Source organism: Streptomyces sp. NPDC091279 (assembly GCF_044757465.1).
Classification (GTDB): domain Bacteria; phylum Actinomycetota; class Actinomycetes; order Streptomycetales; family Streptomycetaceae; genus Streptomyces.
This window is the reverse complement of record NZ_JBIVVA010000006.1, coordinates 387,018-410,426: the sequence shown is the minus strand read 5'-3', so window position 1 is coordinate 410,426 and position 23,409 is coordinate 387,018. Positions and strand designations below refer to the sequence as shown.

Genomic DNA, 23,409 nt, shown 5'->3' with positions numbered 1-23,409 from the left:
GGCCCCCGCAACCCCCGTGTGCGGTGGTCCGTGCTCCCCGGTCTCCAGGGGGCGTCTCTTCCGCAGCTCCCTCACCCTCCAGGGGCCGCCTCCCGCGAAAGGCCGTCCTCTTTAAAGAGGGCTGCTGTTCCGGAAGGGCCGCCCTTTTCGGTCGGAGAGGAGCCGCCTTCTTCAAAGAGGCCGCGTCGGACGGTCGTCACGACCCGCCCGGCGCCCTGGCGTGCCTACTCGGTGGCGATGGCGTTGAGGACGTTCATCCGGCCCGCGCGGAACGCCGGGATCAGGGCGGCGAACAGGCCCACGAAGGCCGATCCGACGAAGACACCGAGGATCGTCGGCCACGGGATCTCCAGGACGTTCAGCCCCTCCAGCGCGAGCAGCTGCTGTGCCGTCGCGCCCCAGCCCATCCCCAGCCCGAGGCCGAGCAGGGCGCCGAAGAGGGCGATGACCACGGACTCCAGGCGGATCATGCGGCGCAGCTGGCGGCGGGAGAGCCCGATGGCCCGCATCAGACCGATCTCCCGGGTCCGCTCGACGACCGACAGGGCGAGGGTGTTCACCACGCCGAGGATCGCGACGACGATCGCCAGCGCGAGCAGCCCGTAGATCAGGTTGAGCAGCTGGCCTATCTGGTCCTTGAGCGCCTGCTTGTAGTCGGTCTGGTCGCGCACCGTGTACTGCGGGTAGTCGTGCAGCGCCGCCTTCAGCGCGGTGTAGGCGGCCTTCTGCTGCCCGTCCTTCGCGGAGGCGAGGAGCAGCACGTCCAGCGGCATCCTGGCGGCCGGTACATGCGCCGCGAGGGTCGCGGTGGACGTGTACGTGGCGCCCGCGTCGACGATGCCGTCGCTGCTGGTGACGGCGCGCACGGTCAGGCGGGCCGTGGAGCCGCCGTCGAACCTCACGGCGATCGTCGAACCGAGGTGGATGCCGTGGGCCTCGGCGAACTTCTCCGGCACCGACATGGAGTCCGGCAGATAGGCGTCCTTGAGGTCACCGGCGACGGTCTCGGTGGCCAGGTCGGTCGCGTACGTCGGGTCGGCGGCCGTGAGGTCGGTGCCCTTGAGGAGCTTGCCGTCGGGCGTCGTGCAGTCGGCCCTGGTGACCTTGTACCGGGTGACATGGGCCAGTTCCGGCGTGCTCTCGACGGCCTTGACGGCCTGCGGGGTGATCCGTTGGCCGCTGTCGGACTGGATGATGAAGTCGGTGCCGACGGTCTTGTCGAGCTGCTCGGTCGCGGAGGCCACCATGGAGGAGCCGACCACCGAGAGGCAGGCGACCAGGGCGAGGCCGATCATCAGGGCGGCGGCGGTGGCGCCGGTGCGGCGCGGGTTGCGCAGCGCGTTGCGCTCGGCCATCCGTCCCACGGGCCCGAAGATCCGCAGCACGACGGCGCCGAGGACCCGCACCACACCACCGGCGAGGAGCGGCCCGATGACGACGAACCCGAGCAGCGACGCCACCACGCCGAGCCCGAGCCAGAGCGACCCCTCCCGCGACGCGTCGGCCGCCGAGGCGAGCCAGAGCCCGGCCGCCCCCGCGCCGGTCAGCACCAGGCCGACCACACCGCGGACTCGTCCGGAGCGGGCGTCGGCGGGCGCACCGGCGTCGCGCAGCGCGGCCATCGGGGAGACCTTGCCGGCCCGGCGGGCGGGCAGACAGGCGGCCAGGACGGTGACGACGACGCCGAGCAGCAGGCCGATCGCCGGGGTCGTCCACTTCACCGTCAGATCGCTCGTCGACAGGTGCATGTCCATGGCGCCCATGAGCTTCATCAGCCCGACGGCGAGACCGATGCCCGCGCCGACGCCGAGGACCGATCCGAACACACCCAGCAGGAGCGCCTCGATCAGCACGGACCGGTTGACCTGCGCGCGGGACGAGCCGATCGCCCGCATCAGGCCGATCTCACGGGTGCGCTGGGCTACCAGCATCGAGAAGGTGTTGATGATCAGGAAGATGCCGACCAGGAAGGCGATCCCGGCGAACCCGAGCATCGCCCACTTCATCACCCCGAGGAAGCTGCCCAGGGACTTCTGGTTGGCGTCGGCGGTCTCCTTGGCGGTCAGCACCTTGTAGCCGGTGCCGATCGCGCCGACGACGTTCTTCTTCACCTGCGCGTCGCTCACGCCGTCGGCGGCGGTGACGTTGACGCTGGTGAAGACGTCGCGCTGCCCCACCAGGGTCTGCTGGGCGGTCTTCGTGTCCAGGTAGAAGACGGCGGCGCCGGGGTTGGTGATCTGGAAGGTGGCGATGCCGGAGATCCGCGCGGTGTGCGTGGTGACCGCGGTGATCACGCCTATCGCGTCACCGAGCTTCAGGTGGTGCTTGGCGGCGGTGTCGGCGTCCACCATGACCTGGCCCGCGCCCTTCGGCGCCGCACCGGAGGTGATCTTCATGGTGCGGGCGTCGTTGCCGCTCCAGGAGCCGACGATGGTCGGTCCGCCGCTGGTCGGCGAGAGGCTGTTCTTCGCGGCGTCGACGACGGTGACCGACGTCGAGGTGAGGCTCCCCTCGGCCGAGGTGACGCCGTCCACCGCGCGGACCTCGGCGACCAGGGCGCCCGGCAGCACCGGCGGTCTGCCGGTGTCGGACGTCGTCTGCCCGCTGTCGGAGGCGGACTTGGCGGACACCGTCACATCGGCGGAGGTCGCCCCGAACAGCTTGTCGAACGTCGTGTTCATGGTGTCCGTGAACACCAGGGTGCCGCAGACGAAGGCCACCGACAGCAGCACCGCGACCGCCGACAGGGCCATCCGCCCCTTGTGCGCGAAGACGTTGCGCATCGAGGTTCTCAGCACGGTCATGAGGTACGCCCCCGCGCGTCGAAGTCCTTCATGCGGTCCAGGACGGTGTCCGCGGTCGGCTGGTACATCTCGTCGACGATCCTGCCGTCCGCCAGGTACAGCACACGGTCCGCGTAGGAGGCGGCCACCGGGTCGTGGGTGACCATGACGATGGTCTGGCCCAGCTCGTCGACCGACCTGCGCAGGAAGCCCAGCACCTCGGCGCCCGCGCGGGAGTCGAGGTTCCCGGTCGGCTCGTCGCCGAAGATGATCTCGGGCCGGGCCGCCAACGCCCGTGCCACCGCGACCCGTTGCTGCTGCCCGCCGGAGAGCTGGCTCGGCCGGTGCGTGAGCCGCCCGGCGAGCCCGACGGTCTCCACGACCTGCTCCAGCCACAGCCCGTCCGGCGTGCGCCCGGCGATGTCCATGGGCAGCGTGATGTTCTCCAGGGCGTTCAGCGTCGGCAGCAGGTTGAACGCCTGGAAGATGAACCCGATCCGGTCCCGCCGCAGCCGGGTGAGCTTCTTGTCCTTGAGCCGGGTGATCTCGGTCTCGGCGAGGTGGATCTCGCCGCCCGACACGGTGTCGAGCCCGGCGAGGCAGTGCATCAGCGTGGACTTGCCGGACCCCGAGGGGCCCATGATCGCGGTGAACTGGCCGCGGGCGATGTCCACGTCGACATGGTCGAGCGCGACGACCCGGGTCTCCCCCGACCCGTACGCCTTCACGACCTGCCGAGCCCGTGCGGCAACGGCCGTACGCCCTCCAGTACCCCCGTGCCGGGGAATGGTCACAGCCGTTGTCACCGTTTGTCTCCTAAATCGGTCACCAGATAGATCACGTCGCCCCGTCAACCGGCCGACGCCTGAACGGAATTCGTGTGCTGCACCGCGCCCGCACCGCACTGCGATGTCCTGCGCTGCGATGTGCTGCGCTGCGATGTGCTGCGGTGTGGTGTGGTGTGGTGATGAGTCTGGCGCCGAACAGCCCTCCGGCACCCTGGTGCCCGACCCCGTCCTGCCCCGGGGGAAAACCCCACCCCTCACGGCTGCCACCCCCCGGCGACACCCCCCGTACGCCCCCGTACGCCCCCCTCGCTGGAGCTCCCCGCGCCCCTCCCGCCGTTGCCCCGCGTCCTCACCGCCGTTGCCCCGTGCCCCCACGGCGCCCGCTCCCCACGGCGTAGCACCAGGCTAGGCAGTCACCGCCCGCCTCCTCGTCCTCCTCCGGGACGACGGACCCCCGATCTCGCCTACGGAGGGTCCCCTAGGGGTCGTCCGGCGCGGGGCCGACCCGTTCTCAGGGTCGGGGTCAACCCCGGCGCACCCGGGACTGCGCCCTCCCCCGGCGTGCGGGTCGAGTGGGAGAGTGAACGCGGCGGACAGTTGTACGGGGAAAGGATTCCTGTGGACCAGGGGGACATCGACATACGGTCGGCGACGACGGACCGGCGCGCACCCACGAGACGGGGGCGGGCCGCCGTGGTCGCCGCCCTCATGCTGGCGATGGCGCTGACCGCCCTCGACTCGACGATCGTCTCCACGGCGATCCCCCAGATCGTCGGCGACCTGGGCGGATTCTCCTACTTCTCCTGGCTGTTCTCCGGTTATCTGCTCGCCGTGACGGTGACGCTCCCGGTCTACGGCAAGCTCTCCGACACCTTCGGCCGCAAGCCGGTCCTGGTGGTGGGCGCGGCGCTGTTCCTGGTGGGCTCGCTGCTGTGCGCGACCGCCTGGAACATGGCCGCGCTCATCGCGTTCCGGATCGTGCAGGGCCTGGGCGGCGGGGCGTTGCAGGGCACGGTGCAGACGCTGGCCGCCGACCTGTACCCGTTGAAGGACCGCCCGAAGATCCAGGCCAAGTTGTCGACCGTATGGGCGGTTTCGGCGGTGGCGGGCCCGGGCATGGGAGGCGTCCTCGCGGCCTACGCGGGCTGGCGCTGGATCTTCCTCGTCAACCTCCCGGTCGGCGCCGTCGCCCTGTGGCTGATCGTCCGCCACCTCCACGAACCCGCCCGCGAACGGCGTGACACACGCGCGCGTGTCGACTGGGCCGGGGCGCTGGCGGTGTTCGCGTCCGGGGGCGTGCTGTTGACGGCGCTGGTGCAGGGCGGGGTGGCGTGGCCGTGGCTGTCGGCGCCGTCGGTCGCGCTGCTCACGGTGGGGTTCGCGCTGGTCGGGGTGGTCGTCCTGGTCGAACGCCGGGCGGCCGAACCGATCATCCCCGGGTGGGTGTGGCGGCGGCGGACGATCGCGGCGGTCAATCTGGCGCTGGGCGCGCTCGGGCTGCTGATGGTGGCGCCGGCCGTGTTCCTGCCGACGTACGCGCAGTCGGTGCTGGGGCTCGCGCCGGTGGCGGCCGGGTTCGTGCTGTCCGTCTGGACGGTGAGCTGGCCGGTGTCGGCGGCACTGAGTCAGCACGTGTACCGGAGGATCGGCTTCCGCAACACCGCGATGCTGGGGATCGCGGCGGCGGCCCTGCTCCTGTTCGCGTTCCCGCTCCTGCCCTACCCCGGCGCGGCCTGGCAGCCGATGCTCCTGATGCTGGCCCTCGGCGCCGCGCTCGGCCTCTTCCAACTCCCGCTGATCGTCGGCGTGCAGTCCACGGTGGGCTGGTCGGAACGGGGCACGGCGACGGCGTCGATCCTGTTCTGCCGCCAGACCGGCCAGACCGTCGGCGCGGCCCTCTTCGGCGCGGTCGCCAACGCGGTGCTCGCCTCCCGCCTCGGCGGCGCGGGCGACCTCGACACGGTCACCCGCGACCTCGGCACCGGCTCCGTCCCGGAGGCGACCCGCCGGGCGATCGCGGACGCGGTCCACTGGGTCTACCTGGGCGCCGGCTGCGCGGCCACGGCAGCCTTCCTCGCCCTCCTCTTCCTGGCCCCGAGAAAATTCCCGGAACTGAAGGAGTGACGCCCCCTCCAGGAAAGACAGGAACGACAGCGCCTCAACGGCGGTGAGGTCAGCGGAAGTTGACACTCCGGTCGGCTGAAGCGCCGTGCGCACCGGCGCACGCCCGCCGTGAAGTCACCGGCGCACGCCCCCGTCGCGGCCTGCCCCGGGTCACTCCCCGGTCGGCGAGCCCGTCAGCGCCGTGAGGCTGCTGCGCACGTCGTCCATCTGGGCCTGCACGTCGTCCCAGCGTTCGCTGTGCTCGCGCAGCACCTGTTCCGTCTCCCGGGCGAGCCGTTCCGCCCGCACGCGCGCGTGGGCGACGATCTCGGCGGCACGCGCGTGTGCCTCCTCCTGCCACCGGCGCCCCGACGCCTCCGCCTCCGCGAAGGCCCGCTTCGCGTCGGACAACGCCGCCTCCGCGCTGGCCGCCCGCTCGGCCTCGTCCGCCTCGACGGCGGCCAGCGCGGCCTGTTCGTCCCGCTCGGCCCTGGCCCACTGTTCGGCGTGCTCCCTGGCCTGGTCGGCGAGGGTGGCGGCGGTGCGGTGACGCGTCTCGCGGAGCACGCCGAGGACGTCGCTCCGGCCCGCCTTCACCTGGCGCCGGGCGAGCACCCGGAACGCGTCGGCCTCGGCGCGGGCGGCGAGCAGGCGCTGCCGGGCGCGTTCGTCGGTGTCGGCGCGTACGGCGTCGGCGTGCGCCTGGGCCGCGTCCCGTACGCCGGTCGCGTGAGCGTGCGCCGCATCGAGGAGCGTGCGCGCCTCCTCGCGGGCGCCGTCGCGTACGGCGGCGGCCTCCTCCTGGACCAGCGCGAACAGGGTGTGCGCGCGCTCCCCGAGCGCCTCGTAGGTCTGCGGCGCGAGGTGGGCGGCGGCCTCCTTCAGCCGGGCCGTGTCGATGGCCATCTCCCTGGCCAGCACGGTGAGCCTCGCGGCGCGTTCCCACGCGGCGTCCCTGGCCCGGGAGACGCCGTCGGCGTACGCGTCGGCCTGGGCTGGGCGGTAGCCGTACTCCCGTCCTCTGACCGCCACGAAACCGTGGGGCGAGCCCGATGCGCCACTCATCCTGGAACCCCTCTCCGCCAAACGGACACTAAAAGATGATTTGGCGCACATCTTCATGTACCAGGCGTAAGTGCCCCTAACGCGACACTCCGAGAGGGGGTAACGGTCCCGCCCAAATCCACCCCCGGCCGCGAATTCAAGTACAGGCCCACTGAAAGCTGCCCGAGCCCCTTGGCCACGCCGACCGAGTACGTGCAGCCCGGCAGCGGACGAGGGCACGGCCACTCGCGCAGTTCCCCGCGCCCCCTCTCCGGCATGCAGTCACGCCAACCGGATAAGTGCCGCCCGACAGGGGAAGAAAGCGCGGCACCGTCGTGGCCGATCGCGCAGTTCCCCGCGCCCCCTCTCCGGCATACGGTCACGCCAACCGGATAAGTGCCGCCCGGCAAGGAAAGAAAGCGCGGCACCGTCGTGGCCGATCGCGCAGTTCCCCGCGCCCCCTCTCCGGCATGCAGTCACGCCAACCGGATAAGTGCCGCCCGGCAGGGCAGGCACGCGCGCCCGCACGGCGAGCCGCATATCGACGCGTGCGCCCACCTCGGATGGCCATGCAGGCCGAGCCACACGCCGAAAGGGGCGCGGGGAACTGCGCGCCAAGCCCCCACCAAACCCGCACCCAACAACCCGCCCAACGTGGCACCCCCCAGGGGCGCGGGGAACTGCGCGCCAAGCCCCCACCAAACCCGCACCCAACAACGGGCCGAGAACACGCCCCCAGCCACCCGGCCAAGGACCACCACACGCCGAAAAAGGGGCGCGGGGAACTGCGCGCCAAGCCCCCACCGGACCCGCACCCAGCAACGGGCCGAGGACACGCCCCCACCGAACCCGCACCCACAAACGGGCCAAGAACACGCCCCACCCACCCGGCCAAGGGTCACCGCACGGCGAAAAAAAGGGGCGCGGGGAACTGCGCATCCCCGCGCCCCGCACTCAACCGGCGCTCGCTACAGCAACCCGTCCCACATCTCCTCCAGCAGCACCGACCACCAGCTCTCCGGCGAGCCCAACGCCGCCCCGTCCAGGGACGCCAACTGGGCCTGGAAATCGACCGTCCACCGCCCCGCCTGCTCCGGGTTCAACCCGAACCGCAGTCGCCACATCCGCCCCAGCAACGCCAGACACCGCTGGAACTCAGGCAACCCCGTGTTGACGAACTGCGGAGCGACCGGCGCACCCCCCGGCCCCGCCTCCACCGGCACAGCCACGATGTTCGCGGTGCCGTACTGCACACACAGCGCCTTGCCGAAGTCACTGCCCATGACGAGATAGGAGCCCGCGTCGGAGGCCGGCTGCACCCCCCGTTCCTGCGCCAGTTCGGCAAGCGTCGGCACCGGCCGCCCCGGCTGGGCCTGCGCCCAGAAGAACGGCCCCATGTCCATCGGCAACCCCGCCGCCACCAACGAGTGCGCCACCACCGGCGGCACCCCCTGCCGCGACACCGCCGCCTGCTCGAACCGGAACAACCCCGGCCCGAACGCCCCCGCCAGCTCCTGCGCGACCCCCTCCGGCGGAATCAGCGACGCCGCCTGCACCGGAGGCAACGGCGCCCGCACCGGCGCGGGCCGCGCGGGACCGTCCGCCACCTGATGCAACTCGCCCTGGTGCGCGAGCAGTTGACGCATCCCCTGCTGCCGGCTCGCGTGATCCGTGCCGTACGGGGCGATGCTCGTGATCCGCGCCTGCGGCCACTGTTCCCGGATCATCCGCGCACAGTAGGCACCCGGCAGCTCGCACGACTCCAACTCCGTGTGCAGTTCGAGGACTTGGTCCGGCGGCACGTTCATACCGCGCAGCTCGTGGAAGATCTGCCACTCCGGATGCGGCGTCCCCGGCGCCGACCGCCGGATCAACTGCTGCTCGGAACCGTCCTGCGCCCGGTACCGCAACACCGCCTGATACCCGGGGCCCACCGTCGGCTGCCCCTGCTGCGACGGCGGATAACCGTACGCCGGAGGCTGCGCGGCAGGCGGAGCCATCGGCGGCTGCGGCGCGGGAACCCCCGGCGGCATCCCGGGAGCGGACGGCGGCAACGGCGCACCGGGCCCACCCACCGCCGGGCTCGCCAACACCGTCTCCGCGTGATGAACCCCACCGGACGCGGGCGGCGCCCCCGGCGCAGGCGGAGCCCCCGGCACGTTCGGGACGTTCGGAACATTCGGGGCGTTCGGCGGAGGCAACGGCACACCAGGCGAACCGGGCGTACGCGGAGCACCGGGCGCCCCCGGCGGATGCGGTGCCCCGGGACTGCCCACCGCCGGGCTCGCCAGCACCGTCGCGGCATGGTGGACGCCACCCGGGGGCGTACCACCGGGCGCGTTCGGGGCGCCCGGCGGCTTGGGAGCACCCGGGGTGCCCCCTGCCCCGTCGGGGCCCAACGACGACACAAGCTGCGTCGGCACATACCCACCCGCCGACGCCCCCGGCGCACCCGGAGCCGACGGAGGCGGCGGGGTACCCCCCGCACGCGCGCCCGGCGTCCCCGGAGCGCCCGGCGGAGGCGGCGGCGTCGCCCCACCCCGCGCCCGGCCCGGAGGCGGCGTCGCCTTGCTCGTCGCGGCATCGGCGATGTCCCCGGCGTCGGACGCCGACGGATACCCGTAGGACGGCGCACCCGGCGCACCGGACGGCGGCGGAGTACTGCCCTGCGGATACCCATAAGGCTGCGCGCCCGGCGCCCCGACCGGCGCGGGCGCCCCCGGCGGAGGCAACGGCGCACCACCCGGCGCACCCGAAGTCCCCTGCGCCCCCTGAGCCACCGGCCCCTGGGGATACCCGTACGGCGGAGGCGTGGAAGTCCCTCCCTGCGCTGACGTCGGCGCCGCCGTCGGCGCACCCGGTCCGCCCCGCGCCCCCGTGTCGTCCAACGCCGGTGTCACCGCCGTCGGCGGAAGCGCGCTGCCCCCGGCGATCAACGCCGTCTTGGAACCCGGCGACACCCCGTCACCGGCCGCACCGAGCGGCGGCGCGAACACGGTCGCCGGAAGCGGAACGGAACGGTCCTCGCCGTTGTCGCCGTTGGTGTCGGTCCCCGCCCAGGGGGTCGCCCCGGCGGGCACGCCCGGCACACCCGGCGCACCCGGCGCCCCCTCGCGCGCCCCGGCGTCCGCACCGGAACCGGCCTCCGGCCAGGACGCCCCAACTCCCGGCGCCTCGCCCACAGTTCCCCCACCACCGGACCCGAACGGGCCACCGGCGCCAAAGCTCGAATCCGAACCAGCACCCTGGCCGGCACCCTGGCCGGAGCCCGACGCGGAAGCCGCGACAGCACCCGCCCCCGCACCCGCCCCCTCGGCATCCGAACCGGCGTCGCCGCCACCATCGTTGCCCTGTCGCGGCGAAATACCCCTCTTGTCCGCCGCTTCCTGCAACCACTCCGGCGGACTCAGCAGGAACGACGTCTGGTTGAGGTCGACGCGGGCGGGCGCCGGGGTCGGGGCCGACGGCTCGGCCTCCTCGTCCGGACGGCCGTACTCCTCCTCGTACCGGCGGATCACCTCACCCACCGGCAACGCGGGCCACAACGTGGCCTCCCCGCTGTCCCGGGCGATCACCAGCCGCTGCGCCCCGCCGTCGGAACGCGGCCCCTCGGCCCGGTCCTCGGCCCACATCACGAACCCGAGGTCGAACTCCCGCACCCGCACCTCACGGTGCTGGTACGACGGCACCTCGCCGTTGATCCACTCTTCGGCGCGCTCCTGCGCCTGCGCGAAGGTCACCATCGGTCAGTCACTCCCCCGCGGACGTCACGGGCACCGCTCGCGCGAAGCCGCCGTCCACCATCAGGTTCGCCACGGTCTCCAGCTCCGGCGGGGAGCCGGCGAGACGTGAGAGGAACGTGTCGAAGTCGTCGCCGCACGGCAGCAGCAGCCGTTCCACGCGCACCGCGGGCGCCCACGACGGGTCGACGTCACGGGCGTCGTCGTAGGCGCAGAACCACACCGAACCCGGCCGTTCGCCCTTGACCTTCACGGCGAGCAGGCCGCCCTGGACGAAACCGACGCCCAGGAAGTCCTTGGTCAGATGGTCCCGCAGACACTTGTTGACGTACACGAGGTCGTTGACGGCGGCCTCGTCGCGGACGGTGAAGAACGGCTGGTCCACCAGGAGGCCCAGCTCGGCGTCGAGCGCGGTGCCCACCGGCGCGCACCCGCCGGCCGCCTTCAGGAACGAGCGGTACGCGCCCGGCAGCCGGTAGCCGAGGTCCTCCTCGACGCCCTGCACCTGCGCCTCCGTCACCGCGACACCCGACTTCGGCAGCCCGAAGTGCGCCGGGCGCGTCTCCTGCAACGGCCGCGTGCCCCGTTTGCCGTGGTCGACCGGCGACGTCGCGATCCCGCCGTGGTGGCGCAGCAACGCCTTCACGTCGACCGGCACCAGGTGCAGCCGCCGGGTGCCGGCCACGTGGTGCCAGGTCCAGCCGTGCGGGGTCGCCACACTCGGCACCGTGTCCCACAGTTCGTGGCCGGTGGCGGCGAGCGCGGCGTTCGCCGAGACGTAGTCCGTGAGCCGCAGTTCGTCGACGCCGAAGCCCTCCGGCGGCTCCGCGATCTCCGCGGCGGCCCGCGCGTACGCCGAGAAGTCGGGGTAGCCGTGCTCGTCCATCCGCACCCCTCTGGGGTGCCGGGCGGCCCGGACCGGGTCCGGGAAGTGCACGACCTGCCCGGCGTAGGCCGCGTTCGGCGGCGCGGCTTGTTGCCCGAGCCGACCTGTCGTCATGGCGGTTGCCCCCTGCGGCGTTCTGTACGGGCTGACGACCGCCGTCGGTCCCCACACCCGTATCGCGTGTTCGACTACCTCGTCCGACCGACTACGTCCGACGACCCACTACCTGTTCCTGCTCCATGCCACCGGTTGCCACTGGCTGTCGCCAGCCGCCGACCGGCCGTCCGGCCCGACCACCGCGCCCGACACCACCGTCCGGCACAGCCACCGGACCGCTCACCGCGCCCGGCGCACACTCCGCGCACCGCGCCCGGCACGCGCTTCGCACGCCGTGTCCGACCTCTACTTCGCACACCGCGCCCGAACCGTTCACCGGACCCCGCGTCCACGCCACTCACCGAGCACGCGTCCGCGACACCCGCCACCGACACCGCACGCATCACCCGCACGACGTCGGCACCCGCACCACGTCCACCGCACGCACCACGTCCGACGCACGCGGCACATCCAGCACCCGCACCACGTCCACCACATCCGCCGAGCGCCCGGGGCCGCGAACGTCCACCGGATACCGCGTCCGACATATGTACCGAATGTTGCGCCCGACACGTTCCGTCCGGAACCCGGAGCCGGCTGCCCGGCCCCGACCCGTCCGGCCGACCGCGTCCGGCAGTTCGACCGGTCCCCACCGGAACCGACCCGAACCGACCGGAACTCGACCGGTCCCGACCGAGAAGGACCCGATCGGACCGTCTCCACGCGTGCACCGCGTGGATCGCGGTGCGGACAGCCTATGCGGTACACCCGTACGGGTCACCGGGCACCGGCCGCCCACCCCGTCACCACCGTGACCAGCCGTCACCCTCTCGTGACAGCCAGCCCCGCAACGGGCGTGTCGAACCGCCCCAGCTTCCGCAGCAGCCACGGGATTTGGCACTCTGTCTCCGCCGGGGGATGCTCGGGAGGGGATGATGATCATGAACGCGACCCACACGGGTCCGCACGCGGACGTCCGGAACATGAGATTCCGCAACGGCGCCCCAGGCGACCCCCGCGTCGGCTGGAGCAGCACCGAGACACCGCCCGCCCCCACCCTGCGCCACCGCCGCGACGGCATACTCCCCACCGTCGCCGCCGCCCTCTCCGTCCGCGGCGCCACCCTCACCGGCACCGCCGCCCGCGGCGACCAGGCCCCCGAACTCCACCCCCTCGTCCAGGACTTCCTCGACACCCTCCCCAGCGCCCAACGCGACCGCTTCACCGGCCGCTGCGCCGAGACCATCCTCATCTCCCGGCACATCACCACCGCCGACGCCGCCCGCAGCAAACGCGCCGCCCGAAAACCCATGACCAACGGCGAAGCCCGCAAGGCCCTCAAACAAGCCAAACTCACCGCCCGCCGCATCCGCGAGGACGGCGACCCCCTGCACGGCGGATTCGCCGCCCCCTGCCGCGCCTGCACCGCCCTCACCGCCCACTTCGGCGTCCGCGTCATCGAACCCGCCACCCCCAACGACCAGGCCCGCACCCGCGGCTGAAAACTCCCCCGGCCCCCCTGACGTCCCGGAACCTCAGAACCCTCAGCACCCTCAGCACCCCCCCGACTCCCCCCACCCCCACCGCCCCGGCGCCCCACGCGCCCCTCACCCCTGACCTCGACGAACGAAGGGCAGATGCACGCCGACCACACCACGACCAGCCGATTCCCCGCCCCCGTCGACGCCGCACTCCGCGCCGCCGGCTGGCAACCCGGACGCTGGGACATAAAACAAGCCGAGATCTGGGCCGACACCCTCCGCGAACACACCTCACCCGCAGGCCACCGACACGCCGTCTTCCCCGCCGCCGTCGAAGCCTGGGCCGAATTCGGCGGCCTCGATGTCACCCCCGGCGGCCCCGGCCGCCAGATCGCCCCCGCGACCTTCCACCTCGACCCGATACACGGACTCCACATGGCCCGCACCCTCGCCGACCTCGGCCGCGCCCTCGACATCGAGGTCAGCCCGCTCGGCACCGAGAACGACAGCCAAGGACTCCTCGCCATCGACGCCGAAGGCCGCGTCTACACCCTCGACCACACCGGCGACTGGTACCTCGGCCCCGACCTCGACCAGGCCCTCACCGCCCTGGTCACCGGCACCGAACCCGTCCGCCTCACCGCCGGCTGACCCGGCCGCTACCCCGCCGGAAGCACCGCCGACACCCGAAAACCCCCCGCATCCGTCGGCCCGGACACAAACACCCCGCCCAACGCGACGACCCGCTCCCGCATCCCGAGCAGACCGTTGCCCCCGGACGGCAACCGGGCCGACGACGCCACCTCACCCGGCGGCTCGTTCTCCACCTGCATCGCGATCTCCGCCCCCCGATGCGCCAGCCGCACCCGCGTCTTCGCACCGGCCGCATGCTTGTGAACGTTCGTCAACGCCTCCTGCACCACCCGGTACGCCGTCTGCTCGACCGCCGCCGCATACCCCCGCCCCTCCCCCTCCACCGACAGCTCGACGACCATCCCGGCCGCCGCCGACTGCCCCACCAACTCCGCCAGCTCCGCCAGCCCCGGACCCTCCCCCTCCGCCACCGCCCGCGAAGCCGCCGCAGCCGCCGCCACCCCCACCGCCGCCAACGGCACCGACCGCTCCCCCGGCTCCGCCCCGTCCCCACGGCGCAGCACCCCGAGCATCTCCCGCAACTCCGTCAACGCCTGCCGCCCCATGTCCCCCACCAGCGCCGCGTTCCGCACCGCCTTCTCCGGGTCCTTGCGCGCCACCGCCTGCAACGCCGCCGCGTGCACCACCATCAGACTCACCCGATGCGCGACGACGTCATGCATCTCCCGCGCGATCCGCGTCCGCTCCTCGTTGCGCGCCCACTCGGCCCGCTCCTCCGCCCGCTCCGCCAGCAGCTGCAACTCCCGCTCCAGGCTGTCCGCGCGCTCCCGCAAGCTCTCCATCAGCCGCCGCCGGGCCCCCACATACAGCCCCAGCAGCAACGGCGGTGCCGTCAGCCCCACCGCCGTCGTGATCGCCGCGAACGGCACGAACCAGTCACCCAGATCCAAGGTCCCGCGCGTGATGTCCTGCCGTACCCGCACCGCCATCACGATCACCATCCCGACCAGGGACATCCCCGCAAGGGCCCCGATGATCCGGCGCGGCAGCTCCGACGCGGCGAGCGTGTACAGGCCGACCACGCCCATCAGGTAGCCCATCTGGGCCGGGGTCACCGCGATCGACACCAGCACGACAGCTATCGGCCACTTGCGGCGCACCAGCAGCACGGAACCGGCCAACGCGCCGAAGACCACCCCGGCCGACGCCGGGACACCCGCGTCCGTGGCGAACCGGATGCCCTCGAACGCGCACTCCACGGCGGACAGCCAGGCCAGCACCACATCGAGCAGCGCACCCCGCCACCGCCCCCACCACCAGGGCCCTCCCCGAGCCCCGGCCCCGCCTTCCCCCGACACAGTCATACCCCCCAGCGTACGTTCGCCCACCCCCACCACCCCGGCACCTTTTCCCACCACCACACCCCACCCCAGAAAGCGAGCGAAACCGCCAAACACCCCCCGAACTACTGAACCACTCCTAATAACCCCCGGAATCCCACATTCCCCCCACAGGGTATGCACATGGCACATCCCCCGAACAAGAACGCGGACTTCGAGAACCTGAGCGAGCGGGCACGGCGGCCGCGCGCCAAGGACGACCTGAAAGCGCGGGCCAGGGAACTGCGGCTCCGGGGCTGGACCTACGACCAGATCAAGGCGGAGCTGGGCTGCTCCAAGAGTTCGGTCTCGCTGTGGGTGCGTGATCTGCCCCGGCCCGCACCGCACGACCGTCAGGAACAGGCCAAGGCGGCGTCCCGGAAACGCTGGGACCACGAACTGGCGCTCCGCGACGAGGAACGGCGACGCGTGACGGCGGCCGGGGTCGCGGAGGTCGGGTCGCTCTCGGACCGCGAGCTGCTCCTCGCCGGGGTGGCCCTGTACTGGGCCGAGGGTTCCAAGGCGAAGCCGCACCGGCGCACCGAGGTACTGCAATTCATCAACAGCGACCCCGGTGTGATCAAAGTCTTCCTGCGCTGGCTGGAGTTGCTCGGGGTGGGGCGCGAGCGGCTGACGTTGCGGGTGAGCATTCACGAGACGGCGGACGTGGCGGGCGCGGAGGCGTTCTGGGCCGGTGTCACGGGCGTCGACATGTCCGCGTTCCGCCAGGCCACGTTGAAGAAGCACAACCCCCGGACCGTCAGGAAGAACACCGGCGACGGCTATCACGGCTGCCTCGTCGTCTACGTCCGGCAGAGCGTGGACTTGTACCGTCGCGTGGAAGGCGCCTGGTACGGCATAGTGTTGGGTGTCGACTCGACGAGCTGACCGAATGTCCGGTTCTGTCGGGTTTAGTCCCCTGTGGTGTAATTGGCAGCACTGTGGCTTTTGGTGCCATAAGTCCGGGTTCGAGTCCTGGCGGGGGAGCCGATCGCTCTCCGGGCCCTGACAGCTCTGTCAGGGCCCGCTCTCATGTCGCTCACGAAACGCGCCGGTATCCTGCGGATGTCCCCATCCGTACACAGCCGAAGGGCCATTCCGTGAGCGTCCATCGCCCGGCAGCCGTCGTCGTTCTCGCAGCGGGTGAGGGCACCCGTATGCGGTCGGCCACACCGAAGGTTCTCCATGAACTCTGCGGCCGTTCCCTGGTGGGCCATGTGCTCGCCGCCGCCCGCGAGTTGGAGCCGGAGCGCCTGGTCGTCGTCGTCGGGCACGCCCGCGAGCAGGTCACCGCGCACCTCACCGGCATCGACCCCGACGTGCGCACCGCCGTGCAGGCCGAGCAGAACGGCACCGGGCACGCCGTGCGGATGGGCCTGGAGGAGCTGGGCGGTGGCGTCGACGGCACGGTCGTGGTCGTCTGCGGGGACACTCCGCTGCTGACCGGCGAGACGCTGGGCCGGCTCGCGTCGACGCACTCCGCGGACGGCAACGCCGTCACCGTGCTGACCGCCGAGGTGCCGGACGCGACCGGTTACGGCCGGATCGTGCGGGACGGGGCGACGGGCGCGGTGACCGGGATCGTCGAGCACAAGGACGCGACCGAGGCGCAGCGGGCGGTGCGGGAGATCAACTCCGGGGTGTTCGCGTTCGACGGGCAGTTGTTGGCGGACGCGTTGAAGAAGGTGCGGACGGACAACAGTCAGGGTGAGGAGTACCTGACGGATGTGCTCGGGATTCTGCGGGAGGCGGGGCATCGGGTCGGTGCGTCGGTGGCGGGTGATCACCGGGAGATCGCGGGGATCAACAACCGGGTGCAGTTGGCCGAGGCGCGGCGGATTCTGAACGACCGGTTGTTGACGGCGGCGATGTTGGCCGGGGTGACGGTGGTCGATCCGGCGACGACGTGGGTGGATGTGTCGGTGACGTTCGGGCAGGACGTGGTGGTGCATCCGGGGACGCAGTTGCAGGGGTCGACGCATCTGGCCGAGGGTGCGGAGGTCGGTCCGAACAGCCGGTTGAAGGACACGCGGGTGGATGCGGGGGCCCGGGTGGACAACACGGTGGCCGACGGGGCTCTGGTGGGTCCGGGGGCGACGGTGGGGCCGTATGCGTATTTGCGTCCGGGTACGCGGTTGGGTGCGCGGTCGAAGGTCGGGACGTATGTGGAGACGAAGAACGCGTCGGTGGGTGAGGGGACGAAGGTTCCGCATCTGTCGTATGTGGGGGACGCGACGATCGGTGAGTTCACGAACATCGGTGCGGCGAGTGTGTTTGTGAATTACGACGGTCAGGACAAGCACCACACGACGGTGGGGTCGCACTGTCGGACTGGGTCGGACAATATGTTTGTGGCTCCTGTCACGATCGGGGACGGTGCGTACACCGCTGCGGGGTCCGTGATCACGAAGGATGTGCCGCCGGGTTCGTTGGCCGTGGCCCGTGGCCAGCAACGGAATATCGAGGGTTGGGTGGCTCGTAAGCGGCCGGGGAGTGCTGCCGCGCAGGCGGCCGAGTCGGCGTCCCGGCCGGGTGCGGGCGAGGAGTGACTTGAAATCGGTGGGTCGAACACGGCGTACCGTGATAAACGCATGCCACCAGCTGATACACCTCTGAGGAGACTGTGCTGTGACCGGGATCAAGACGACCGGCGAGAAGAAGATGATGTTCTTCTCCGGCCGCGCCCACCCCGAGCTTGCCGAGGAGGTCGCCCACCAGCTGGGTGTCGGGGTCGTGCCGACGAAGGCCTTCGACTTCGCGAACGGTGAGATCTATGTCCGTTATCAGGAGTCGGCGCGTGGCGCGGACTGCTTTCTGATTCAGAGTCATACGGCTCCGATCAACAAATGGATCATGGAGCAGTTGATCATGATCGATGCGTTGAAGCGGGCGTCGGCTCGTTCGATCACGGTGATCGTGCCGTTCTACGGTTATGCGCGTCAGGACAAGAAGCACCGTGGTCGTGAGCCGATCTCGGCGCGGTTGGTCGCGGACATGATGAAGGTGGCGGGGGCCGACCGGATTCTGACCGTGGATCTGCACACGGATCAGATCCAGGGTTTCTTCGACGGTCCGGTGGATCATCTGTTCGCGTTGCCGCTGCTGGCCGACTATGTGGGTCAGAAGGTGGGCCGGAACAAGTTGACGGTGGTGTCTCCTGACGCGGGTCGGGTGCGGGTCGCGGATCGGTGGTGCGACCGGTTGGGTGCGCCGTTGGCGATCGTGCACAAGCGTCGGGACAAGGACGTCGCGAATCAGGTCACCGTGCATGAGGTGGTCGGTGAGGTCGAGGGCCGGGTGTGTGTGCTGGTCGACGACATGATCGACACGGGTGGCACGATCTGTGCGGCGGCGGACGCGTTGTTCGCGCACGGCGCGGAGGATGTCATCGTGACGGCGACGCACGGTGTGCTGTCGGGTCCGGCGGCGGACCGGTTGAAGAACTCGAAGGTGAGTGAGTTCGTGTTCACGAACACGCTGCCGACGCCGGGTGAGCTGGAGTTGGACAAGATCACGGTGCTGTCGATCGCGCCGACGATCTCCGCCGCGGTGCGTGAGGTGTTCGAGGACGGTTCGGTGACGAGCCTCTTCGACGAGCAGTGATCTTGGTGGGTCTCGCCTTCTGAGTGATCGATTTTCCTGCGGCCTCCCTGGCCGAGTAGACTGCTCCAGTTGCTCGGCGAGGGAGGCCGTTTCCCGTGTGTGTGGGGATGGCTGTCCGTTATCGACGCGCTCTTCGTAGCAGGCCGTTCGTGGCCGGGTGACCTTGTCCGCCACCTTTTCTACGAGGAGTGATCGCATGTCCGAGGTCAAGCTCGCCGCTGAGACCCGCACCGAGTTCGGCAAGGGCGCCGCCCGCCGTATCCGTCGTGACAACAAGGTTCCGGTCGTCCTGTACGGGCACGGCACCGAGCCGCAGCACCTGACGCTGCCGGGCCACGAGCTGCTGCTGGCGCTGCGTACGCCGAACGTCCTGATCGCCCTGGACGTCGAGGGCAAGGGCAAGGAGCTGGCGATCCCGAAGTCCGTCGTGCGGGACCCGATCAAGGGGTACCTGGAGCACGTCGACCTGCTGCTGGTGAAGCGTGGCGAGACGGTCACCGTCGAGATCCCGGTCCACACCGAGGGTGAGCTGGCCGCCGGTGGCAACCTGCTGGAGCACGTCCTGAACGCGCTTCCGGTCGAGGCCGAGGCGACGCACATCCCCGAGTCCGTGACGGTCTCGATCGAGGGCCTGGAGGCCGGTGCCGCCATCCTCGCGAAGGACATCACGCTGCCGGCCGGTTCGAAGCTGGCTGTCGAGGACGACACCGTCGTTCTTCAGGTGCTGGCCGCTCAGGCCGAGGAAGCCGCTGAGGACGAGGCCGGCGACGAGGTCGCCGAGGCCTGATCCTCGCTTTGTCCGACGGTTCGTCAGCCGCTGTCTCCTTCGGGGGGCGGCGGCTGGCGCGTTATCAAGGAGACGTGGACGTGAGCACTCCCGCCAGTGGTCCCTGGCTTGTCGTGGGGCTGGGCAATCCGGGCCCCGAGTACGCCGGTAACCGGCACAACGTGGGGTTCATGGTGGCCGATCTGCTGGCCGAGCGGATCGGGGGGCGGTTCAAGCGGGCCGGGAAGGCGCAGGCGCAGGTCGTGGAGGGGCGGTTCGGGCCGCCGGGGCCCGCGAACCGTCGGGTGGTGCTGGCGAAGCCGACGTCGTTCATGAATCTGTCGGGCGGTCCGGTGAACGCGTTGCGTGATTTCTACAAGGTGCCGCCGGCGCAGGTGGTGGCGGTCCATGACGAGCTGGACATCGATTACGGGGTGCTGCGGCTGAAGCTGGGCGGTGGGGACAACGGGCACAACGGGCTGAAGTCGATGACGAAGGCGATGGGCGCGGAGTATCACCGGGTGCGGTTCGGGATCGGGCGGCCGCCGGGGCGGATGCAGGTGGCGGACTTCGTGCTGAAGGACTTCTCGTCGGCGGAGCGCAAGGAGCTGGACTTCTTCGTGGACCGGGCGGCGGACGCGGTGGAGGCGTTGGTGACGGAGGGGCTTGAGCGGGCGCAAAGCGCGTACAACTCCTGACTTGTCTCCCGTCGCCGTGTCCTGGAGTTGACCGGGTGCAGTGCCATGGCCAATGATCCCGGCCATGCCTGCCTCCTCCGTGTCCTCCCGTCGTGCTTCCACGCTGCGGTGGGGGCGGTTCGCGGTGATGGGGGCGGTGGCCGTGCTGCTGTTGATCGCCGGGGTGTGGGGGTCGTGGGGAACGGCGCAGCATGTGCTGCTCACCAAGGGGCGGGAGCGGGGCACGGTCGAGGTGACGGCGTGCGGGGAGTCGACCTGCACGGGGCCGTTCCGGCCGGTGACGGCGGGGTCGCAGCCGCGGGCCCGGGTGGTGATCGAGCGGTCGGTCGCGGTGACGAAGGGGCGGACCTACGACGTCGTGGTGAAGCCGGGCGGCGATGAGGTGGTCCGCTCGGGTCCCGCCGGTGTCCTGTTCGCGTGGGTGCCGCTGGCGGGTGCGTTGCTGCTGGCGTCGATCGTGGTGGCGGGCGGCCTGGGGCGGACCCGGGTGGGCTGGCTGATGGCGGGTGCGGGGATCGCGTTGCTGACGGCGGCTTTCGTGACCGTCTGAGGGCGTGCGCGCGGGCGGAACGACAACAAACGACGAGAAACCCCGAGAAACGACGAGACACGACGAAACGACAAGAAGGGGCGCCCCCATCGGCGGGGGCGCCCCTTCTTTTGTTGACGCGTTGGGGGGGTCAGCCGGTGTTGCGGAGGCCTGCTGCTACGCCGTTGACGGTGAGGAGGAGGGCGCGGGCGAGGAGGGGGTCGGGTTCCTGACCTGCGGCGGCGGCGTCTCGCTGGCGCTTGAGGAGGGTGACCTGGAGGTAGGAGATGGGGTCCAGGTAGGCGTCGCGGATGGTGAAGGTCTGCTTGAGGACGGGGGTGGCGTCGAGGAGTTCGCTCTCGCCGGTGATGCGCAGGACTTCGCGGACGGTGAGTTCGTGTTCGGCGCGGATGGTGTCGAAGACGTGCTTGAGGTCGTCGGGCACGAGGGTGTCGACGTAGTGGCCGGCGATGCGCAGGTCGGTCTTGGCGAGGGTCATCTCGACGTTGGACAGGAAGTTCTGGAAGAAGTGCCACTGGGCGTGCATCTCGTCCAGGACGGCGCCGCCGTCCTGGACGAGCTGGGGCAGGCCCGCTTCGCGCAGGGCCTTGAGGCCTGAGCCGACGCCGAACCAGCCGGGGACGATCTGCCGGGACTGGGTCCAGCCGAACACCCAGGGGATGGCGCGCAGTCCGTCGAGTCCGGCGCCGGAGTCGGGGCGGCGGGAGGGGCGGGAGCCGAGGTGGAGGTCGGCGAGCTGGTCGACGGGGGTGGCGGCGAAGAAGTAGGCCGGCAGGTCGGGGTCCTCGACGAGGCGCCGGTAGGCCTGGTGGGCGGCCTCGGAGACGACGTCCATGGCGACGTCCCAGCGGGCGAGGGCTTCCTCGGACTGGCGGGGCGCGGTGTGCAGGGCGGAGGCCTGGAGGGTGGCGGCGACGGTCAGTTCGAGGTTCTCGCGGGCCAGGGAGGGGACGAGGTACTTGTCGGAGATGACCTCGCCCTGTTCGGTGACCTTGATCTCGCCTTCGAGGGTGCCCCAGGGCTGGGCGAGGATCGCGTCGTGGGAGGGGCCGCCGCCGCGGCCGACGGTGCCGCCTCGGCCGTGGAAGAGGCGCAGCCGGACGCCGTAGCGGTGGGCGACGTCGCGCAGGCGGCGCTGGGCGCGGTGGATCTCCCACTGGGAGGTGGTGATGCCGCCGAACTTGGAGGAGTCGGAGTAGCCGAGCATGACCTCCTGGACGTCTCCGCGCAGCGCGACCAGGCGCCGGTAGGAGGGGTCGGAGAGCATCTCCTCCAGGATGGTGTCGGCGGCCTTCAGCTCGTCGGTGGTCTCCAGGAGCGGGACGATGCCGATCTTGGCCCAGCCGGCGTGCAGGTCGAGGAGGCCGGCCTCGCGGGCGAGGACGGCGGCGGCGAAGACGTCGTCGGCGCCCTGGCACATGGAGATGATGTAGGACTCGACGACCTCGGGGCCGAAGACCTCCAGGGCGCGCTTGACGGTCTGGAAGACGCCGAGGGTCTTCTGGCCGGCGGCGTCGACGGGGGCCGGGGTGGCGGCGAGGGGGCGGCGGGAGCGGAGTTCCTTGGCGAGGAGCTTGGCGCGGTAGTCGCGCGGCATGTCGCTGTAGCGCCAGGATTCCTCGCCGAGCCGGTCGAAGAGCTGGCCGAGGGCGTGGTGGTGGGCGTCGGCGTGTTCGCGGACGTCCATGGTGGCGAGCTGGAGGCCGAACGCGGCGAGGGTGCGGATGGTGCGGTTCATGCGGCCGTCGGCGAAGAGGCCGCCGCGGTGGGCGCGCAGGGAGGTCTGGATGAGGGTGAGGTCGGCGAGGAGTTCGGCGGTGCCGAGGTAGTCGCGGCCGTCCTCGTGGGGGATGCCCTTGGCGAGGCGCTGCTTGGTGTTCTCCAGCTTCTGCCGGATGCAGGTGGCCTTGAGCCGGTAGGGCTCCTCGGCGTTGAGGCGCTTGTAGCGGGGGCTGATCTCGGGGAGGCGTTCGATGTCGGCCTGGAGGGATTCCAGGAGTTCTTCGGTGGCGCCGGTGTAGCGGATGGAGTTGGAGAGGAAGCCGCGGAGTTCGTCGATCATCTCCAGGGCGTCGTTGATGCCGTGTTCGTGCTGGAGGATGAGGACGTCCCAGGTCACCTGGGGGGTGACGTTGGGGTTGCCGTCGCGGTCGCCGCCGATCCAGGTGCCGAAGGTGAGCGGGCGGGTGTGGTCGGGGAGGGTGACGCCGACGCGGGCCAGTTCGGCGGTGAGGTCCTCCAGGACGTCGCCGACGGCGCCGGCGTGGAGTTCGTCGAGGTAGTAGACGGCGTTGCGGGCCTCGTCGGCGGGTTCGGGGCGGACGACGCGGAGTTCGTCGGTCTGCCAGACGAGGTCGATGTTCTCGGCGAGGCGGGTGTCGTAGCGGCGCCGGTCGGCCTCGATGACCGGGGTCTCCAGGAGGGCCGCGATGCGCCGGAGCTTGTTGAGGACGGAGCGGCGGGCGGCCTCGGTGGGGTGCGCGGTGAAGACCGGGCGGACGTTGAGGTTGGCGACGGTCTGGCGCAGGTGTTCGGGGTCGGCGTCCTTGAGGCGGTCGGCGGTGCGGGCCAGGAGGCTGCCCTCGGCGGCGCGGCGGGCGCGTAGTTCGCGGCCGCGGTGCACCTGTTCGGTGACGTTGGCGAGGTGGAAGTAGGTGGAGAAGGCGCGCACCAGCTTGGCGGCGGTCTCCAGTTCGATCCCGCGCAGCAGTTCGGCGGCGGCTTCGCCGTCCTCCCGGGTGAGGCGGCGGACCTTCTCGACCAGGTCGAGGAGTTCGGGGCCCTCCTGGCGGACGAGGGCCTCGCCGAGGAGGTCGCCGAGGCGCCGGATGTCGGCGCGCAGCTCGCTGCTGGTGGTCGTGGTCTGGTCGTCGGCACTGCTCACAGGTGCGGCTCCTT

At 71.3% G+C, this 23,409-nt stretch carries 17 protein-coding genes and 1 tRNA gene; 10 read left to right on the top strand and 8 right to left on the bottom strand.

Annotated elements, in window-relative coordinates; translation table 11 throughout:
- Nucleotides 1-224: 224 nt before the first annotated feature.
- Complete coding sequence (locus tag ACIQOU_RS18115; protein WP_401537712.1) at nt 225-2,804, bottom strand: ABC transporter permease; 2,580 nt, start codon at nt 2,802-2,804, stop codon at nt 225-227.
- Nucleotides 2,801-3,589: an ABC transporter ATP-binding protein gene (locus ACIQOU_RS18110; protein ID WP_401537711.1), complete on the bottom strand. Its 789-nt coding sequence runs from the start codon at nt 3,587-3,589 to the stop codon at nt 2,801-2,803. The genes ACIQOU_RS18115 and ACIQOU_RS18110 overlap by 4 nt, the downstream gene beginning before the upstream one ends.
- A gap of 600 nt (nt 3,590-4,189) precedes the next feature.
- On the opposite strand from ACIQOU_RS18110, the gene ACIQOU_RS18105 reads away from it, so the two are divergent.
- Nucleotides 4,190-5,695 carry an MFS transporter gene (locus ACIQOU_RS18105; protein WP_401537710.1) on the top strand — a complete coding sequence of 502 codons (1,506 nt, stop codon included), beginning with the start codon at nt 4,190-4,192 and terminating at the stop codon, nt 5,693-5,695.
- A 150-nt stretch (nt 5,696-5,845) separates the two neighbouring features.
- Here the strand turns inward: ACIQOU_RS18105 and ACIQOU_RS18100 are convergent, their stop codons facing one another.
- The 4 genes from ACIQOU_RS18100 to ACIQOU_RS18085 form a co-directional block, all read right to left on the bottom strand.
- Nucleotides 5,846-6,739 carry a cellulose-binding protein gene (locus ACIQOU_RS18100; RefSeq protein ID WP_401537709.1) on the bottom strand — a complete coding sequence of 298 codons (894 nt, stop codon included), beginning with the start codon at nt 6,737-6,739 and terminating at the stop codon, nt 5,846-5,848.
- Between the two features lie 947 nt (nt 6,740-7,686).
- On the bottom strand, nt 7,687-10,461 hold the full coding sequence (locus ACIQOU_RS18095; protein WP_401537708.1) for an SUKH-4 family immunity protein: 2,775 nt from the start codon (nt 10,459-10,461) through the stop codon (nt 7,687-7,689).
- 7 nt (nt 10,462-10,468) lie between these two features.
- Nucleotides 10,469-11,458, bottom strand: a complete 990-nt coding sequence (locus ACIQOU_RS18090) for an SMI1/KNR4 family protein (protein WP_401537707.1) — start codon at nt 11,456-11,458, stop codon at nt 10,469-10,471.
- A 385-nt stretch (nt 11,459-11,843) separates the two neighbouring features.
- The gene (locus ACIQOU_RS18085; RefSeq protein WP_401537706.1) at nt 11,844-11,969 is read right to left on the bottom strand and encodes a hypothetical protein; all 126 of its coding nucleotides are present in this window, start codon (nt 11,967-11,969) and stop codon (nt 11,844-11,846) included.
- A gap of 403 nt (nt 11,970-12,372) precedes the next feature.
- Here ACIQOU_RS18085 and ACIQOU_RS18080 point away from each other — a divergent pair, with 403 nt between their 5' ends.
- On the top strand, nt 12,373-12,942 hold the full coding sequence (locus tag ACIQOU_RS18080; protein WP_401537705.1) for a YwqJ-related putative deaminase: 570 nt from the start codon (nt 12,373-12,375) through the stop codon (nt 12,940-12,942).
- Nucleotides 12,943-13,077: 135 nt separating this feature from the next.
- A complete protein-coding gene (locus tag ACIQOU_RS18075) occupies nt 13,078-13,572 on the top strand; it encodes an SUKH-3 domain-containing protein (RefSeq protein WP_401537704.1) in 495 nt (164 codons plus the stop codon).
- A gap of 8 nt (nt 13,573-13,580) precedes the next feature.
- On the opposite strand, the gene ACIQOU_RS18070 is transcribed toward ACIQOU_RS18075, so the two are convergent.
- Nucleotides 13,581-14,879, bottom strand: coding sequence for a sensor histidine kinase (locus ACIQOU_RS18070; RefSeq protein ID WP_401537703.1), 1,299 nt, complete (start codon nt 14,877-14,879; stop codon nt 13,581-13,583).
- 159 nt (nt 14,880-15,038) lie between these two features.
- Between ACIQOU_RS18070 and ACIQOU_RS18065 the strand changes: the two genes are divergently transcribed.
- From ACIQOU_RS18065 to ACIQOU_RS18035, 7 genes are all read left to right on the top strand, one after another.
- Nucleotides 15,039-15,782: a hypothetical protein gene (locus ACIQOU_RS18065; protein WP_401537702.1), complete on the top strand. Its 744-nt coding sequence runs from the start codon at nt 15,039-15,041 to the stop codon at nt 15,780-15,782.
- Nucleotides 15,783-15,809: 27 nt separating this feature from the next.
- Nucleotides 15,810-15,881, top strand: a tRNA-Gln gene (locus ACIQOU_RS18060).
- 113 nt (nt 15,882-15,994) lie between these two features.
- Nucleotides 15,995-17,443, top strand: coding sequence for a bifunctional UDP-N-acetylglucosamine diphosphorylase/glucosamine-1-phosphate N-acetyltransferase GlmU (gene glmU / locus ACIQOU_RS18055; protein ID WP_401537701.1), 1,449 nt, complete (start codon nt 15,995-15,997; stop codon nt 17,441-17,443).
- A 79-nt stretch (nt 17,444-17,522) separates the two neighbouring features.
- Nucleotides 17,523-18,497, top strand: a complete 975-nt coding sequence (locus tag ACIQOU_RS18050) for a ribose-phosphate diphosphokinase (RefSeq protein WP_401537700.1) — start codon at nt 17,523-17,525, stop codon at nt 18,495-18,497.
- Between the two features lie 196 nt (nt 18,498-18,693).
- Nucleotides 18,694-19,284 carry a 50S ribosomal protein L25/general stress protein Ctc gene (locus tag ACIQOU_RS18045; RefSeq protein ID WP_401537699.1) on the top strand — a complete coding sequence of 197 codons (591 nt, stop codon included), beginning with the start codon at nt 18,694-18,696 and terminating at the stop codon, nt 19,282-19,284.
- Nucleotides 19,285-19,358: 74 nt separating this feature from the next.
- Nucleotides 19,359-19,961, top strand: a complete 603-nt coding sequence (gene pth / locus ACIQOU_RS18040; RefSeq protein WP_401537698.1) for an aminoacyl-tRNA hydrolase — start codon at nt 19,359-19,361, stop codon at nt 19,959-19,961.
- Between the two features lie 64 nt (nt 19,962-20,025).
- Nucleotides 20,026-20,511, top strand: a complete 486-nt coding sequence (locus tag ACIQOU_RS18035; RefSeq protein ID WP_401537697.1) for a hypothetical protein — start codon at nt 20,026-20,028, stop codon at nt 20,509-20,511.
- Nucleotides 20,512-20,641: 130 nt separating this feature from the next.
- Here the strand turns inward: ACIQOU_RS18035 and ppc are convergent, their stop codons facing one another.
- Nucleotides 20,642-23,395 (bottom strand): phosphoenolpyruvate carboxylase, encoded by a 2,754-nt coding sequence (ppc, locus tag ACIQOU_RS18030; protein ID WP_401537696.1) that lies wholly within the window; start codon nt 23,393-23,395, stop codon nt 20,642-20,644.
- Nucleotides 23,396-23,409 lie beyond the last annotated feature (14 nt).